The organism is Streptomyces sp. NPDC000410, from assembly GCF_040300305.1.
GTDB lineage: Bacteria > Actinomycetota > Actinomycetes > Streptomycetales > Streptomycetaceae > Streptomyces.
In genome coordinates this window covers 1-15447 of the sequence record NZ_JBEPDM010000065.1, presented here as the reverse complement: position 1 = coordinate 15447, position 15447 = coordinate 1, and the positions used below count along the sequence as shown (strand labels likewise).

Below are 15447 nucleotides of genomic sequence, written 5' to 3'. Positions count from 1 at the left end.
TTCCGTGCTCATGGATTGACGCGTGCCGGCGCCCACCCGTCGCAGCGATGGGCTCTTGGAAGACTCCTGACAGGCACGGTCGACTGCGGAGACTCGGCCGGGACTTGTGCTTCGACGCCACGGACTTATCACGGCGTGATAGCCCGGGGTTGAAGCCTCTCGGCGTTGAGGGGTTATCACGGCGTGATAGGTGAGACCACAGGTGGCCCTGCCGGCCGATCGCCGACGCGTCAGTTCCTCGTGAGGCGCCACGTGGGGACTGCCGACCGCAGGTCAGCGCTGTCCACAGGTGCTGGTCCTATGTGCTGGGGAGCGAGCATGAGCACCTCCCAAATGGGCAGCGTTCTACGACTGTCTCTGCCACCGTCGGCCAGCATTGTGGCCAGGCTGTGTTCCACACCCGCACAGCACGTGGCACGCCGCCCCGGATGCGGCGCAGCGAGCTGGGGCAGTGACGGGATGGCCAGAGCTGAGCTGCAGTGAGGGGACCTTGTTCCTCGGCGTCGACACCGTTACCTGGCGCGTGGGCCGAGGAGGCGGGGGCTGTCGCGGATGCTGTGCTCCACGCTAGGTCTTCGGGTGCTCAGTAGGAGGCGTACCGGCCTCACCTCCCCCCAGTGTCCCGCCACTCCCCCGCAGACGGGGCCGCTCGCCGACGGGTGATCCGTCTCCTCGGTTCTCAGTACGGCTTGACCGAGCGCTTTGGGGATCAGGGAGAACGGTGACCCTTGGGCGATACGGGACACCTCAGGGATCGAGCGGCGACCCGGCTTGCTTGCCCGCGCCAGGGGTTATCACGGCGTGATAACCCGACGCTATGACGTTGCTTCCCTGAGGTGACGGCTGCCAGTGGGGCAGGCGGACGAACCAGTTGCCCGGGTCAGAGTTGATCGCCTCCGCGCCGGGGCCACTCGGGTCGAGAACGACCGCTGAGGGAGACCAAGGGCCTTGTGGCCTTCGGATCGTGCCATGTGGATCGCTTCGAACGGATCGCCAGGGCTGCTGGGACCCATGTCGGCCTGGAGCCACCGGTGGACCTTCGGGGTGCCAGGGCGCGGAGACTTCGCCCTGCACGCCGAAGTCAGGGATGACCTCCGTCGGTTCTTGTCCGGAGCTCATCAAGGATGATGCGGTCCGCCAGTTTCGGAGGCTCCGTCACAGCGAGATGCGAATCGTGCATCACTCCCCCGGCCTTGCGTCGCGCGACAAAGATGTACAGGCGGCCGCCGTAGGAGAAGGCGCCAGTGGGCACCTCGAAGTTGTTGAGCTCCGGCAGGCCGTCGACGTGCACGCACCGGCGGGTGCGTGGACGGGCGATCACGGGAAGTCCTGCGTCATCCTGGAAGAGGGAAGACACCTGCTCGAGCTCGTAGCAACAGCCTGGCACCAGCACCAGCCTGCGCACCGCGAGCGTCAGCCCGGCGACGTCGGCGAAGTCGAGGATCTCCGGCGGCGCAAGGTCCTCGGCAGCCCCCGTCACCCCTTAGTGGTCGGCTCCGGAAATCCTTCGCGGGTCGACGCAGGGGTGGGAGGGGCCTGCGCGGGGTGCTGGTCAGATGCCGCGTAGGCCGTTGAGTAGCCGCATGGCATGGTCGCTGGCCTGGGTGGGGTCGAGAGGGGCGTGGCCGACGAGGAGCCGGTACCAGAAGGGGCCGAAGACCAGGTCGGTGGCGTGTTCGAGGTCCAGGTCGGCTGGGAGTTCACCGCGTTCGATGGCGTTGGTGAGCATGGTGGTGACCACCGTGCGGCGGCTGTGCACCCACTGGCGGAATGGTTCGGCGAAGGCCGGGTCCAGTTGCGCTTCGGCCATCAGGCCGCGCAGAGCCTTGCTCCGTAGCGGGTATGCGCCGATCCGGTAGAGGTCGGTGATGAACGACGTCAGGTCGCCGGCGACTGTCCCGGTATCCGGTTCCGGTACGCGTGCGGCGACCGTGTGCGTGTAGGCGTCCATGACGAGGGCGCCCTTGGACTTCCACCACCGGTAGACCGTGCTCTTGGCGACGTTCGCGTGCCGAGCCACGCCTTCGATGGTCAGTGCGCCATAACCGCCCTCCTCCAGTAGTTCGGCGGTGGCGTCCAGTACGGCCTGGCGGGCGTCCTGACTCCGGACGCGGCCGCCGGTGCGGGAGGGGCGAGAGTCGTGATCGGGGGAGTCCTTCGTAGCCACAGTGCTCACTGTAGTGCTGTGCTAACGTTTTTCGAAACGCTACGGAGCGTTTTGATTAATGAGGGGGCATCCTATGAGCACGATCATCGTGTCGCACGGCTTCGGCATGAGCAGCGAGGACCACTGGTACCCCTACCTGCGGGACGAGTTGCGCGCTGACGGTCATGAGGTACGCGTCCCGCAACTGCCGGCCCCCCAGGCGCCTCGGCCGGACGCCTGGCTCAAGACCCTGACGGCGGAGACGGTCGCGTTCCCGGCCGCCGACACCGTGCTGGTCGGTCACAGTCTGGGCGGCGTCAATGTGCTGCGGCTGCTGGAACAGCACGATGCCGAGACCGAAGGCCCGTACGCCGGCGTGGTCCTGGTCGCTTCGATGGCGGGCGAGGTCGGATATGACGCCCTCGCGGGCTTCTTCGAGCCGGACTTCGACTGGCAGCGCATCCGGCGTGCCGCCAAGACCTTCCGGATCCTGCACGCCGCAGATGATCCGGTCACCGGGGCGGCAACCAGCGAACACATCATGCGGTTCGTGACCGAGTTGGACGCCACGGCAACGGTCACCGCGACAGGCGGCCACTTCCCCAGCACCGGCGCAAGCCGACTGCAACTGCCCGAAGCGATCCGCCTGGTCCGCGACAGCCTGCACAGCTGAGCACCTTTCGGCGAACGCGAGCATGGGGACGGAGTGCCCTTATCGAAGAGGGCAAGCGCGGTGCCGGACGATACGTCACTGCGCTTGCCGGAGTGCCCCGTGCTGCCGCCGCGTGGGGCAGCTGGTTGAGGTGCCGGCGCGCACGGCACAGGGACGGGTTCCCGGCCTCGTCATTGACCATCTCCAAGGATCGGCGGCCTACTGCCATGTCCGTGTGCGTCGCTGTGCCCGTGGAGCTGAGCGCCGCCTAGCGCCACCGGCTGAAGAAGATGGCCTACGGCCGTAAGACCCCCGCACCAGGCCCGGCAGCGTGCCACGGTCGTGCTGCTGTCGGCGTGCGGACGGGCCAACGCCCGGATCGCCCGCGAGACGGGTCTGCACGTGGACACCGTGCGCACCTGGCGTCACCGGTTCGCCGGCGCCGGGCTGTCGGCCCTGGCCGACCGCAAGCGCACCGGCCGCCCCGCCCGCTTCACCCCCGTGCAGGCCGCGGAGGCCAAGGCCGAACGGAAGCGAGCCTGAAGGCCGTGGTGGAGCCGGGCGAGCATGCGGTTGGACAGGTGCCGCCAGAGCCTGGGCAGGCCGATGTCCGGCCTCGCGTCGGTCTGAGTCCCAGGGGGAGTGGGGGAGTGGGGGAATGAGGGAGCGGATCCCTGAGAGCAGTGCTTGTGTCGGCGATGTCTCGGCGAGCGAATGCATCGACCTGCCTGAGGATCTTCGTCCGGGTGCCGTGCCCTCACCGGCCTTGAGGGTGTTGAAGGGGGAAGCTGCTGTCTGCCGTCGAGCGGTGCTGGAGACCTCGGGGGGACGGGACGCAGACGAGCTATCACGCCGTGATAGGTCCGCGAGCGGGCCTCCCGGTTGAGGGGTTATCACGCCGTGATAACTCCTCGGAAGTTCGTAACCTTAGTAACGTGTCGTTGGCAGAACTTGATCTCTGTTGTTAGTAAGGTGACGTCCATGACGTCACCTGACACGGGCGGCGACCGGGAGAAGGTCGTCACCAAGCTCACCAGCAACCTCCGCCAAGAACTCAAAGTCCGGGCCGCACTCCACGGCCTTGGCATGCAGGACGCCGTCGAAGCGGGAATCACCGCCTGGCGCGGCCTCGGGTCGAACCTGACCGCCATCGACACGGCGGGCGCGGAGACCTACTCCACCTTCCTCCCCCAGGACCTGTGGGACGGCTTCCGCGGCGACTGCAAGCACCGCGGGGTCTCCCTCATCCAGGGCATCGCCCAGGCCGTCACGCTCTGGCTCGACAACAACCCGGTGCCCGACGTGAAGCGACCCGAGACCGTTCGGCGCTTCATCGTCTGCAACCAGAAGGGCGGTGTCGGCAAGACCGCCATCACCGCCGGCCTCGGCGAAGCCCTCGCCGAAGACCCCGCCAGGCTCGTCCCCGTCCGCGTCTCCAAGCACTTCGCCGCGCTCCTCGAGGACGACGACCGCAATGACGACCCGCTCGCACTGGAAGACCTCCCCGGCCTCGGCCAGCGAGTGCTCCTGGTCGACTTCGACCCCCAGGGCCACCTCACCAAGCAACTCGGCCACGAACCACTCGCCATGGACGGTGACTCCCTCACCAACCACATGGCCGGCGAGGCCAAGGGCGCACTGAGCGACCTCATCGTCGCCGTACAGGAGGACCGCTTCGGGGACAGGCTTCACCTCCTGCCCGCATGCACCGACGCCTTCCTCCTCGACGTCCGCCTGGCCTCCGTACGAGCACGCGAAGCCGCCCTCGAGCGCGCCCTACGCGCCGTCGAGGCCGACTACGACGTCATCCTGATCGACTGCCCGCCCAGCCTCGGCCTCAGCATGGACGCCGCCTCCTACTACGGGCGCCGCAGGGACAACGAGGAAGCCGGAAACTCCGGAGTCCTCATCGTCGTCCAGGCCGAGGACAGCAGCGCCGACGCCTACGGACTCCTCACCTCCCAGATCGAGGACATGCGAGGCGACCTCGCCCTCGACATCGACTACCTCGGCCTCGTCGTCAACCACTACGACGCCCGCCGCGGCTACATCGCCACCTCCTCCCTCCAGTCCTGGATGGACATAAAGGATCCCCGCGTCGTCGGCGTCATCGGAGACCTCAAGGAACAGAAGGAAGCCGTACGCGCCAAGAAGGCACTCCTCGCCTACGCACCCCGCTGCGAGCAGTCCGTCGCCCTCCGGGCCCTCGCCAGGGAGATCAGCAAGTGAGCAAGGCCAAGGACCTCGGCGCAGGCTCCTCGTTCGCCCAAGCCCGCCCCATCAGCGCCCGCCGGGCCGCGATCGGTGCCGCGACCGGCGCACCCACAGCGGGAGTTCCCGACCCCACGGAACTTCCGCTCCACCTCATCAGCCAGAACCCCGACAACCCCCGCGAGGAACTCCGCCACCTCGAAGGACTCGCCGACAGCATCCGCGAGATCGGGCTCGTCAACGCCATCACGATCGCCGGCCTCGACGCCTATCTCGCGGAACGCCCCGACCGTGCGGGGGACATCGACGAGGGCGCCCGCTACATCGTCATCGACGGCCACCGGCGACTCGAAGCCTCACGGATCGCCGGCGTCACCACGATCCGGGTCAGCATCGACAACGCACTCGTCTCCACCGACGAGTCGCTCCTTGAGGCCGCGTTCGTCGCCAACGTCCACCGCGACGACATGAACCCCCTGGAGCAGGCTCACGCGCTGAAGAAGCTTGTCGAGCTCTACGGTTCCCAGAACAAGGCGGCCAAGCGGCTCGGCATCGGTCAGTCCACGATCTCGTCGAAGCTCTCGATCCTCGAGCTCGACCTCGGTCTGCAGGCCGACCTCGTCGCGGGGCGACGCACCATCGAGGACGTCCGCAACCTGTCCAAGCTGACCTCCGAGCAGCAGCGTGAGAAGGCCGACGCTCGGGCCGAAGCCAGGCAGAAGAAGTCGGCGGCAAGCCCTGACCTATCACGCCGTGATAGCCCCGAGCCCTCTCACCGTGAGCCGGTGCAGGACCGTGAAGCCGAGCAGCCAGAACCGGAAGACCTATCACGCCGTGATAACCCACCGGCTGCCCAGCACGCGGAGCCGACGGGAGAGGACCTGCCCGCGCAGCGGACCGAACCGACACCTCGCACCGAACCGACACCTCGGACCGAACCGGCGTCTCACCACGTCGAACCGCCAGAGCTGGCACCGGGGGAGACGGGGTTCATCGCTCCGCTCACCAAGGTGACGAAGATGCCTTGGCATGACGGGAACGAGGTCGCCGACCTCGTACTGCGGAAGATGGACGGTGAGCAGCAGAAGATCCTTCTCGCGCGCCTCACGTCGGCACAGGCACAGGTGACCGGCTGACCAGGACGCTCCGTCCTGGAGATGCGATGCGGATCTCCGCAACGTGCCGCATCGGAACCGGCGGTGCCCACCCAAGTGGCGGGCACCGCCGGGATCGCCGGTGGCGGCGAGGCACGCCGGACCAGCCCCAGCCGGGGTCGGGCGCGGGCCGGGCGAGGTGGGCGGCGGCTTCCTCGTACCGGCCCTGGGCGATGAGGACTTCCGCCCGTACGGCGGTGGACCACAGGCTCAGCGAGGTGGGCCGCGTTCCGGTGACGTCCCGGACCGCGGCCGCTTCGTGTTCGGCGGTGGTGAGGTCGCTGGGCCGGAGCAGGGCCGGGTACGTGGCCGGGGCCCGGGCCGGGGTGGTGGAGTGCAGGAGCCGTTCGGCCGCGAGGGTGCCGCCGGGCCGGACGGCGGCCTTCCCGTCCAGGTGCCCGGTGTGCCGGTGAGGCGGCCGGGCGGAGCGGGAAGTGCTGGTTCCAGGCCTGTCGGACCGCTGTGGCGTGACGGCGCGTCGGGTCGTCGAGGTGTACTCCATTGGGGCAGTGAACCCGACAGCGGTGGGGTGGACCAGGCGTCTCAGGCCGGGCTTGAGCGGTTCTCCGGCGACGGCGGGTCTGGAGGGAGCACCGGCGGCGAAGGCCGGGCGGGGCATTCGTGGCAGCGACCGAAGGGCAGTGACCCGGCGGGAGCCGGGGCGCTGCTGAGTCGCTCGACAAAGGGCCAGCTCAGAGCCGGTTTTCAGGGCGTGGCAGCGACTGAAGCGACCCAAGGTGCGGATATACCAAGGCATTTGCGCGTGCGCGTGCGTGGGGGTACGTGCGTGTGAGCGTATGTCCCTTCATATACAGGGAGCTTGGGTCGCTTCAGTCGCTGTGCAGTCATGTGCAAGGCTGTGAACTGCGATTTTGCTGAGCTGTTGAAGCAGCTACCGAACGATCTCCGGTCGCTGCGGTCCCCGGACGGTCGCTCACTGCCTCGACGAGAGGGAACGTGTCGCAACAGGCGTCACTTCTCTTTCATTGCTGATTCGCTAGTCTGTGCTAGTAGTTGAGTCGCTTCGGTCGCTGACGGGGGAAACATATGGTCGATGAGCTGGGGGTTTCCCGCAGCGACTTAGTGCTGCCCACCCCTGCCGGGCCTGGCGTCCCGCAGCCGCTGGCCGTCGCCCGGTGGTGTGCCGGCCGCGGGTGGCCGGTGCATCCTCTGGCCCCGGGACGCAAGACGCCCGCGGGCAACTGCGCGCCCTGCCGTCAGTCCGGGCACACCTACCGGGGATGCCGCTGTCCCGCGGTCGGGCGCTGGTGCCACGGATTCCACGCCGCCACACTGGATTTCGCCCGGATCGAGCAGTGGTGGGGCGAGTGGCCCGGCTTCGGCGTCGGTATCGCCTGCGGACCCGCCGGCCTCGTCGTCATCGACATCGACGCGCACGCACAGCAGCTGCCCGGGCGTGACCGTCTGCTCCCCGGTATCGACATCGCCGACACCGTCGACCTGACCGGGCTCGCCAACGGCTTCCACACCATCGGGGTGCTGGCCGCGCTGCGCGGCGCCACCTCTCCCGCGGACGACGCGACCACCTTGCGGGTGCGGACCCCCTCGGGCGGAGTGCATGTGTGGTACCGGGCCCTGCCCGGGCATCGATGGCAGTGCTCCTCCGGCTCCGGCGGCGGGCGGGCACTGGCCTGGCAGGTCGACGTACGGGCGCACGGGGGGTACATCGTCGCCCCCGGCACCGTGACGGAGGCGGGGGCGTACGAGGTGGTGGGGGAGGTACGTGAGCCCGCGCCGCTGCCCGCCTGGCTGGCGCGGGAGCTGGAGCGCACCGGGCATCTGCCGCCCGTGCCCGCGCCCCGGCCCGTGCCCCCGCGTGCCCGCCAGGCCGTCCTGATCGCAGGCGCCGGTGCCGGTGCCGCCGGCCGGGTCCTGACCGGGCTGCTCGCCGAGGTGGCCGCCTGTGCGGCCCTGCCAGAGGGAGCGGCGTTCACCGAGAAGCTCAACCGGGCGGCCTACACCGCCGGCGGACTCGTCGCCGCCGGTCTGCTGACCGAGCAGGAGGCGGAGCGGGCGCTGCAGGAGGCGGCTGCGCAGGCCCGGCCCGGACAGGAGCGGCGCTACGGCACAGTCATCCGCGGCGGGCTGAGCGCGGGCCGCACCCGTCCGCTGTTCCCAGGAGGCAGCCGATGACCAACGGCCATACCAACGCCCTCTTCGATGCCAGGGCGGTGGCCGCACAGATCCTGGCCCAGCCCGTCCCCGCGTCCCCCGCGGAGGATCAGGACGCTCTGCGGGCCGGTGTCGGGGCCACCGCCGACGGGCTGCTGCCCGACACCCTCAGCGACCGCGGCAACGCCAAACTGTTCGTCAAGCTCTACGCCGACGACTACCGGCACGTTCCCGGCCTCGGCTGGTACCGGTGGGACAGCACCCGCTGGAGGGTGGACGAGGACGACACCGTGCTGTGGGCCGCCGGGGACCTGGCGGAGTCCATCGCCACCACCGACCCGCGTGGTGTCCACAGTGTGGCGGCGCTCCAGCGCCACCGTCGCCGTGCGCTGAGCACCAGCGGGATGAACGCGATGCTCGCCCAGGCCAAGTCCGCCCCCGGCATGGTGCTGAACGCGGCGCTGCTGGACGCCGATCCGTACGCACTGTGCACTCCGGCCGGGGTCGTGGACCTGCGCACCGGCCTGACGCGTACACCGGACCCGAACAGGGACTTCCACTCCCGCTCCACCACCGCGGCGCCCGAGCCGGTGCCCACGCCCAGGTGGGATCGGTTCCTCACGGACACCTTCGGTGGCGGACCCGAGGGCGCGGAGATGATCGACTTCCTCCGTCTGCTGCTCGGCTACTCCATCACCGGTGACGTCGGCGCGCAGGTCATGCCGTTCCTGTTCGGCTCCGGCAAGAACGGCAAGTCGGTGCTGCTGGACGTGCTGATGAAACTCCTCGGCGACTACGCCGACGCCGCACCGCCCGGCTTCCTGATGGCCCGTACGTACGAGGGACACCCCACGGACCTGGCCGAACTGCACGGCCGCCGGGTCATCGTGTGCAGCGAGGTCAAACCCGGCGACCGGTTCGACGAGGCCCGCGTCAAACTGCTCACCGGCGGCGACCGTATCAAGGCACGCCGGATGCGGCAGGACTTCTTCAGCTTCCAGCCCACGCACAAGCTGTGGCTGCTGGGCAACCACCGGCCCGAGGTCGGTACCGGCGGCTTCGCGTTCTGGCGGCGTATGCGGCTCATCCCGTTCGAACGGGTGGTTCCCGATGACCGCAAGGTCGACAACCTGGCTGACATCCTTGTCACCGAGGAGGGGCCGGGCATCCTCAACTGGCTGATTGTGGGCGCAAGCCGCTATCTGGCGGGGGAGAGGGACCTCATCGGCCCCGAGCGGGTCCGGATCGCCACGACCGCCTACGCGGAGACCGAGGACCACACCGGACGGTTCCTGAGCGAGTCCTGCCGTACGGAGCCTTCCCTGAGGGCGGAGCAAGCGCAGCTCTACGCCGCCTACAAGTCGTGGTGCCAGAATGAGGGAGCCCCGGCCGTTTCGTCCCGGGCCTTCGCGGCCCGGGTCCGTGAGATGGTGGGACTGGCGTCGCCCAGGGAGATGATCCTGTCCAACCAGCGGAAGTACTACCCGGGTATCGGACTGGTCGCCGACGAGGAGACAGCATGAGCGCCCTCATCGCAGAGGACGAGATCATCCACGAGGCCGAGCTCGTCTGGCTGGAGGAGACAGACACACTCGACTATGTGCGCCAGAGTCTGGACCGGCTTCCGACGCGGCGCGGCAAACCCGCCTACCACCGCAACGGACGCATGGTCGGCTACGCACTGCTCGGCCCGGAGGCCAAGCCCTCCCGCTCGTCGGGCACCTTCCGCCGACGCGTGTTCTGGCTGCTCCCGCACGACCGCGACACCGAACCCGACGGGCTGTACGCCACCGGGGCGCCCGCCGAGGCCGTCGACCCGCGCACGCTCGCAGCGGGCAGCAAGGGCCGCAAGACCGAGCGCTCCGAGGGCGGGCGGCAGTCGCGGGAGCCGCGAGGGCCGCAGGAGCCGCGGGGGCTGGGCATCACGCTTCCCCTGTGAGGGGAGGGCATGGGGCGGCCCTGGACAGCGCCCGAGAGGAGCGAACGGCACGGGCAGGTCTACAGGCCGGTGCCGCCGGACGCGTCGATGTACTGGCCCGTGATCCAACGCGATTCGTCCGAGGCGAGGAAGGCCACGAGGTCCGCGATGTCCGCCGGCCGCCCCATGCGGCCGAACACGGAGAGCGCGGCGTGGGCGGCCTCCGACTCGGGTGTGGACCAGCGCTGCTTGTTCATGTCCGTCTTGACGAAACCCGGTGCCACGGAGTTCACCGTGATCTGACGGTCCCCCAACTCCCGGGCGAGTGTGCGCGTGAGGGCGTCGAGCGCGCTCTTGGCCATGGAGTACGCGAGGGAGGAGGGCATGCTCACACGGGTGGCCGCCGAACTGATGTTGATGATGCGGCCTCCTTCCCGCAACCGCCGCAGGCCCTGTTGCACCAGGAACAGCGGTGCTTTGGCGTGCACGGCCATCAGCCGGTCGAAGTCCTGCGGTGTCACTTCCGCCACGCCGCCCCGGATGTTGAAGCCCGCGTTGTTGACCAGGATGTCCAGGGCCGTCGGCTCGCCCAGCTCCTCGAGAGCGGTGTCGAACCGTTCGTAGAGCGTCCGGACGTCGTCAGGCACCCCGAGGGGGGCATGCACGGTGAAGGCGCGCCCGCCGGCACCGGTGATGAGCTCGACGGTCCGGTGGGCCGAGGCCTCGTCGCTCCCGTAGTGCACGGCGACGAGAGCACCGTCCGCCGCCAGACGGCAGGCGATGGCCTGGCCGATGCCCCGTCCGGCTCCCGTGACGAGAGCCGTCCTGTCCTTCAACGCAGTCATCGTCTTTCCCCGCATTCTCTGTGGCACCGATACGTCACCGGATTCGGGAGCAAGTCTCCCCTCGCGGCTGTCTGTTCGGGATCAGGAACAGTGTCGTGATCCGAGGGTGCCTCATTGAAGAAACCGGCTGGCTGGTTTAATCTTTCTGTGATGTTTCTGCGAACAACTGATCGACACAGCTGATCGACGCAGCGCATCACCCGACACCACCAGGCGCCGCACGCGGGTGTTTGTGCGGCTCGACACGAGGCGGTTCCATGGCCTTCCGGCAGGTACGTCTGATCGCGGTGAACATCGACGGAGTGCTGCTGAACGACACCTTCAGTCCCGTCATTCACCGGTTCGTGGTCCGCCGCGGAGGCGTCTACACCGCCGAACTGGAGCGGGCGGTGCTGTCGCAGCCCCAGCTCCGGGCCGCCGCGGCCCTGGGAGTGCCGGGCACGCCCGAGGAGGTCGTGGAGGCGTACTTCCTGGAGCGGGAGGAGTACCTCAGGGAACACCCGGTGCGGATCCTGGACGGCGCCCGCGCGCTGCTCGAGCGACTGCGCGCCACCGGGGCGTCCCTGGTGTGCTACGGAGGGCTCGCGCGAGCCCACTTCGACCGTCATCTCGCTCCGCTCGCCGCGTACTTCGACGGCCCCGAGTACGTGTGTACCGACGGTTTCCGCCCCGGGGTCCGGGAGATCGCCGAGGACGTCTTCGGTCTTGGCTGCGACCGGGCGCTGTTCATCGACGACGTGGCGCGCGTGGGCGAGGTCGCGCAGTCCCTGGGGGCGGCGTTCATCGGGCATCCGACCAGCTACGAGCACAGCTTCCAGCGGCAGGCGATGGACCGGGCCGGGGTCCGGCACATCGTGGGGTCGCTCGACGAGATCGACGAGGGACTGCTGAGGGCCGTCGACGCCGAGGCGGCCGCCGGCGCTCTCCGGCTGCCGGGTGCCCCGGCGGGCGTGTTCCCGCGTGTGCCCGAGCCGGTAAGGCCGTAAGGGCCGGGCAACAGCGAGGACCGGAAACAGCCATTCCGGATGCTTTTGAGTGCTCCATGACCATCCAGGACCGGGTCCGTGAGCCGTGAACCGGAGGGCGCCTGTCCGGCTCATCCGACCTGTCGCGGCTCTGCCGTAGCCGGAAACAGGCTGCGTTCCGGGGTGCGAAACGGGGAGTGAGGAAAGCGCCCGAAGCTCTGGTGCGGTCGTTCACTCATGGATAAGGTACCTTCTACGCGGTTTTTTTGATTAGCTGATCCGTGCCCTGCAGCGGAGTGCGGTTGACTGAAGGGGAGGATCCAGTGGCCCAGCAAGAACGAGCGGTCAGGACCCGCCGGGCCGTGCTGGAGGCAGCCGCAACGGTCTTCGCGGACCATGGGTACTCGGCGGCGAGGGTCGCTGACATCCTCAAGACCGCCGGCGTCACCAAGGGTGCGCTCTACTTCCACTTCGACTCCAAGGAAGCGCTGGCCCGGGGCGTTCTGGAGGTCCAGGCGGACCAGCGGGGGCCCGAGCAGGAGATCAAGCTCCAGGAAATGGTCGACGTCGCCATGTCGGTCGCGCACCGGCTGATGCACGATCCGATCCTGCGGGCCGGCGCCCGGCTCTCCGCGGACCCCGTCGGACGCAGCCAGTACGGAAGCGCCTGGCCTCTGTGGGTCGACCTCCTGACGGAGATCGTGTCCGAAGCCCACCAGCGCGGGGAGACCCTGTCACATGTGGTGCCGCGTGAGGTCGCCGAGATGGTGGTCAGCGCGTTCAACGGGGTGCAGCTCTATGCTCAGTTGGAGACCGATCTGCAGGACGTCGAGCACCGGGTCTCGGTTCTCATGAAGCACCTGCTGCCGTCCATCGCCTCTCCCGCTGTCCTGATGCGCCTGGACGTGGCCCCGGATCGAGGGGCTCGCCTGCTGCGTGAGGTGGACGGGCCCGCGCCCGCACTGGTCTGACGCGGGCGGCCGAAGCGTCCCGCCGGTCGGCGGGACCCCCGTCGCCAGGCTCCGCATCCGGTGCAGGGCGCGGACGAAAAGCGGCCGGGCATGTGTGCCGAGACGCTTCGGTCGCTGAACAACGCACCAGGTCAGGAGCGGTCCAGGGTGCGGGAAAGCGACCGAAGCGACTCAAGTTTCAGATGAGGGAGACGGGCAGGCCCGTCTCCGGTGTGCCGTCAAGGGCCGGGCAGGCGTCGTCGCCGACGCCTGCCCGGCCCTGGCCTGCCGCGCGTCGCGTGAGCGGTCCGGGGACAGGTCTGCGGCAGGCCGGTGCCGCGGGGTGCCGTGACATCGCGGGGCGGCCGGGGACCGCCGGGAACGCATCGCCCGGAGCCGGTGCCCGGCCGCCGGTCAGGCCACGACCGGTGCCACGGTCACGGCGGAGGTGAAGACGAGCTCGCCGTCCTGATGGCCGGTCACGAGCATGCGCTCCCCGCCGTCCGCATGCGGGGGCAGGGAACACGCCGTGACGATGCAGGGCGTGTCGAGCTCCGCGTAACGGGCGAACGTGCTGGTGATGCCGACCGGCAGACAGGCGCGCCCCAGCGTCGCGGCCGCTGCCTGGCGGGCAGCCTCCAGCAACAGCATGCCCGGCACATGGTCGACGGGATGGTCGAAGAGCACCGGATGCCGGGTGTCCACCCTCAGCTGCCAGCAGTCCGGCTCCGGCACGGGGGACAGCACGACGTCCGTGGAGAAGACGCGCCCGACGTCGTGGGGGGCCGCCGGGCTGGTCAGCGGAAGTGCTGTGGGAGTGCCGTCCCCGATCCGGGCGGCCCGCAGGCGCCGGTAGACGGCCGGCGACGTGCAGGTGAACGTGGCGGACCCGGTCGCGGCCACCCTGCTGTCGCGGAGGATCACGGCCTCGTAGTGAAGCCCCGAGAGGCTCGACCCGCGGCGCTTGATGTCCGTGCAGGTGATCAGGATGTCGAGGGAGGCGGGAGTGGATCCGACGAGCATGTGCTCCCGGTTCATATCGACCGTCAGGTCCCACATGAGGAACTGGTGGCCGAGCGGGACCCCGAACTCCGCGTGTGCCAGCAGGATCCCGGCCTGGCGAATCGTTTCAGCGAGCAGGAGCGGGTCATGGCAGCCGTCGATGGCGGCGAAGAAGCAGTGCCGGCGGGGCAACTGGGCGGCCACGGTGAAGTGGCTGTCGTCCACGCGCTCCCAGCCGGTGAGCATCACCTCGGCGACGCCGGCACGGTGGACCAACTCCCTGGGAACAGTGCTGGTCAGCGATGGAAAGTGCGGGACGGTCACATGGGCCGGCGCCGCGGTGAGGTCCCCGGCGGGCAGTGTGCCGGGTATCGGGTGGTCGATGAGAAAGGTGGTGGCAGACATTTCCATCCCCTTGCGCCACATTGGCATGAAAGACATCTGTGAGCCGCTCGAGGCACAAAGATACATACCACCCGGTTTAATTTCTAGGGGTGAGTGAACTCGACTGCGTCACCTGCGGAGTTGTCCGTTCCAGGCGTGCCGCCTCCAGCGGATCGGGAGCGGCCCTAGGGCGTGACGGCCCGCCGTTTTCCCGGAGTTCGCCGTCCGGTCATGTGCCGGGGCGTCATGAGGGCGCAGTGTCCGCCTCGTCGGCGGCCAGGGCTCGCGCCCGGAGGGACCCGAACCGGCGTGTGCCGATGGCGGGATGGGCCGCGCGCGACGTCGCTCTGCGCGGGGGACGCCCCTGCGGCGCCGTCCTGCGGCGGGCGTTGCGGGGCCGGCGGCTCTTGTACGGGGGGCCGGCGGCACGGGGCGGCCCTTGGGGGTGGGATGGGGGCCGCCCGTCCCGCGGAGTTCTTCGCGTTCGCCGGGGCCTCGACCGCCGGTGCAGCGCTTCTCGAGCCGTCCGGCGGACCGTGGGCGGAAACCCTGAGGAGAGGGAGGCCGGGTGAGCAGTCAGGCGCGCACCGATGCTGTCATCCGCGTGGAGCGCGGCGGCCCCGACGAGGAGGAACTGGCTGCGGTCTGCGCGCTGTTGTCGATCCTCGCGCGGCGTACGGAGCAACAGGAGTCCAGCCCCCGGACGCCCACGGCGCGGGGCTGGCGGCGCCAGGAGAATCCGCCTTACAGGGCCCCGCTCAGCTGGCGCTGACCGGGCAGTCTTTTCTGTCCGAGAATCAAAAAACCGGACAAGCGGTTTGTTAGGCTGTGCGGATGGTCGGGGCGTATGGCATCCGCAGCGACGAGAGGAAGGGGTCGTGATGACTTCTTCGGCCGGTGTGGAGCCGACCGAGGCGCGCGCGAGAGCGGCGGCGCTGCACGCCCTTCGCGACGAGGCCCTGCGCGGCCCCGGCGAGAAGGCGACGCAAGCCCAGCACGCCAAGGGCAAGCTGACGGCGCGCGAGCGGATCGAGTTGTTGCTCGATGCCGGCTCGTTCCAGGAGGTCGAGCAGCTGCGGCGGCACCG

General features: G+C 69.3%; 15 protein-coding genes and 1 pseudogene. 11 read left to right on the top strand and 5 right to left on the bottom strand.

Annotated elements, in window-relative coordinates:
* Window positions 1-1081 precede the first annotated feature (1081 nt).
* Window positions 1082-1480, bottom strand: a complete 399-nt coding sequence (locus tag ABT342_RS34480; RefSeq protein ID WP_351582492.1) for a hypothetical protein — start codon at window positions 1478-1480, stop codon at window positions 1082-1084.
* Window positions 1481-1552: 72 nt separating this feature from the next.
* Window positions 1553-2167, bottom strand: coding sequence for a TetR/AcrR family transcriptional regulator (locus ABT342_RS34475; protein WP_351582491.1), 615 nt, complete (start codon window positions 2165-2167; stop codon window positions 1553-1555).
* Between the two features lie 73 nt (window positions 2168-2240).
* Here ABT342_RS34475 and ABT342_RS34470 point away from each other — a divergent pair, with 73 nt between their 5' ends.
* The 4 genes and pseudogenes from ABT342_RS34470 (at window position 2241) to ABT342_RS34455 (ending at window position 6145) form a co-directional block, all read left to right on the top strand.
* On the top strand, window positions 2241-2819 hold the full coding sequence (locus ABT342_RS34470; RefSeq protein ID WP_351582490.1) for an RBBP9/YdeN family alpha/beta hydrolase: 579 nt from the start codon (window positions 2241-2243) through the stop codon (window positions 2817-2819).
* Between the two features lie 306 nt (window positions 2820-3125).
* Window positions 3126-3341: pseudogene (locus ABT342_RS34465) on the top strand (helix-turn-helix domain-containing protein); the annotation flags it as partial.
* A gap of 438 nt (window positions 3342-3779) precedes the next feature.
* Window positions 3780-5027 (top strand): AAA family ATPase, encoded by a 1248-nt coding sequence (locus ABT342_RS34460; RefSeq protein WP_351582486.1) that lies wholly within the window; start codon window positions 3780-3782, stop codon window positions 5025-5027.
* Entirely contained in the window at window positions 5024-6145 is a 1122-nt protein-coding gene (locus ABT342_RS34455) for a ParB/RepB/Spo0J family partition protein (protein WP_351582484.1), read from the top strand. The genes ABT342_RS34460 and ABT342_RS34455 overlap by 4 nt, the downstream gene beginning before the upstream one ends.
* On the opposite strand, the gene ABT342_RS34450 is transcribed toward ABT342_RS34455, so the two are convergent.
* A complete protein-coding gene (locus ABT342_RS34450) occupies window positions 6114-6665 on the bottom strand; it encodes a hypothetical protein (RefSeq protein WP_351582482.1) in 552 nt (183 codons plus the stop codon). The two genes, ABT342_RS34455 and ABT342_RS34450, sit on opposite strands and share 32 nt — an antisense overlap.
* Before the next feature lie 659 nt (window positions 6666-7324).
* Between ABT342_RS34450 and ABT342_RS34445 the strand changes: the two genes are divergently transcribed.
* Genes ABT342_RS34445 through ABT342_RS34435 form a run of 3 tightly spaced genes read left to right on the top strand, consistent with a single transcriptional unit; the run spans window position 7325 to window position 10235 of the window.
* Window positions 7325-8317, top strand: coding sequence for a bifunctional DNA primase/polymerase (locus ABT342_RS34445; protein ID WP_502965666.1), 993 nt, complete (start codon window positions 7325-7327; stop codon window positions 8315-8317).
* The gene (locus tag ABT342_RS34440) at window positions 8314-9819 is read left to right on the top strand and encodes a DNA primase family protein (RefSeq protein WP_351582479.1); all 1506 of its coding nucleotides are present in this window, start codon (window positions 8314-8316) and stop codon (window positions 9817-9819) included. Before ABT342_RS34445 ends, ABT342_RS34440 begins: the two co-directional genes overlap by 4 nt.
* Window positions 9816-10235: a DUF6009 family protein gene (locus tag ABT342_RS34435; protein WP_351582477.1), complete on the top strand. Its 420-nt coding sequence runs from the start codon at window positions 9816-9818 to the stop codon at window positions 10233-10235. Before ABT342_RS34440 ends, ABT342_RS34435 begins: the two co-directional genes overlap by 4 nt.
* Window positions 10236-10294: 59 nt before the next feature.
* Here the strand turns inward: ABT342_RS34435 and ABT342_RS34430 are convergent, their stop codons facing one another.
* Window positions 10295-11059, bottom strand: coding sequence for an SDR family oxidoreductase (locus ABT342_RS34430; protein WP_351582475.1), 765 nt, complete (start codon window positions 11057-11059; stop codon window positions 10295-10297).
* 257 nt (window positions 11060-11316) lie between these two features.
* Here ABT342_RS34430 and ABT342_RS34425 point away from each other — a divergent pair, with 257 nt between their 5' ends.
* Both ABT342_RS34425 and ABT342_RS34420 read left to right on the top strand, forming a co-directional pair.
* The gene (locus ABT342_RS34425; protein ID WP_351582473.1) at window positions 11317-12045 is read left to right on the top strand and encodes an HAD family hydrolase; all 729 of its coding nucleotides are present in this window, start codon (window positions 11317-11319) and stop codon (window positions 12043-12045) included.
* A gap of 302 nt (window positions 12046-12347) precedes the next feature.
* Complete coding sequence (locus tag ABT342_RS34420; RefSeq protein WP_351582471.1) at window positions 12348-12995, top strand: ScbR family autoregulator-binding transcription factor; 648 nt, start codon at window positions 12348-12350, stop codon at window positions 12993-12995.
* A 393-nt stretch (window positions 12996-13388) separates the two neighbouring features.
* Here ABT342_RS34420 and ABT342_RS34415 read toward each other — a convergent pair whose 3' ends face one another.
* A complete protein-coding gene (locus tag ABT342_RS34415) occupies window positions 13389-14381 on the bottom strand; it encodes a ScbA/BarX family gamma-butyrolactone biosynthesis protein (RefSeq protein ID WP_351582469.1) in 993 nt (330 codons plus the stop codon).
* Window positions 14382-14928: 547 nt separating this feature from the next.
* Here ABT342_RS34415 and ABT342_RS34410 point away from each other — a divergent pair.
* Complete coding sequence (locus ABT342_RS34410; protein WP_351582467.1) at window positions 14929-15132, top strand: acyl-CoA carboxylase subunit epsilon; 204 nt, start codon at window positions 14929-14931, stop codon at window positions 15130-15132.
* A 109-nt stretch (window positions 15133-15241) separates the two neighbouring features.
* Window positions 15242-15447, top strand: a 206-nt coding sequence (locus ABT342_RS34405) for a carboxyl transferase domain-containing protein (protein ID WP_351582465.1), incomplete at its 3' end; no start/stop codon positions are given.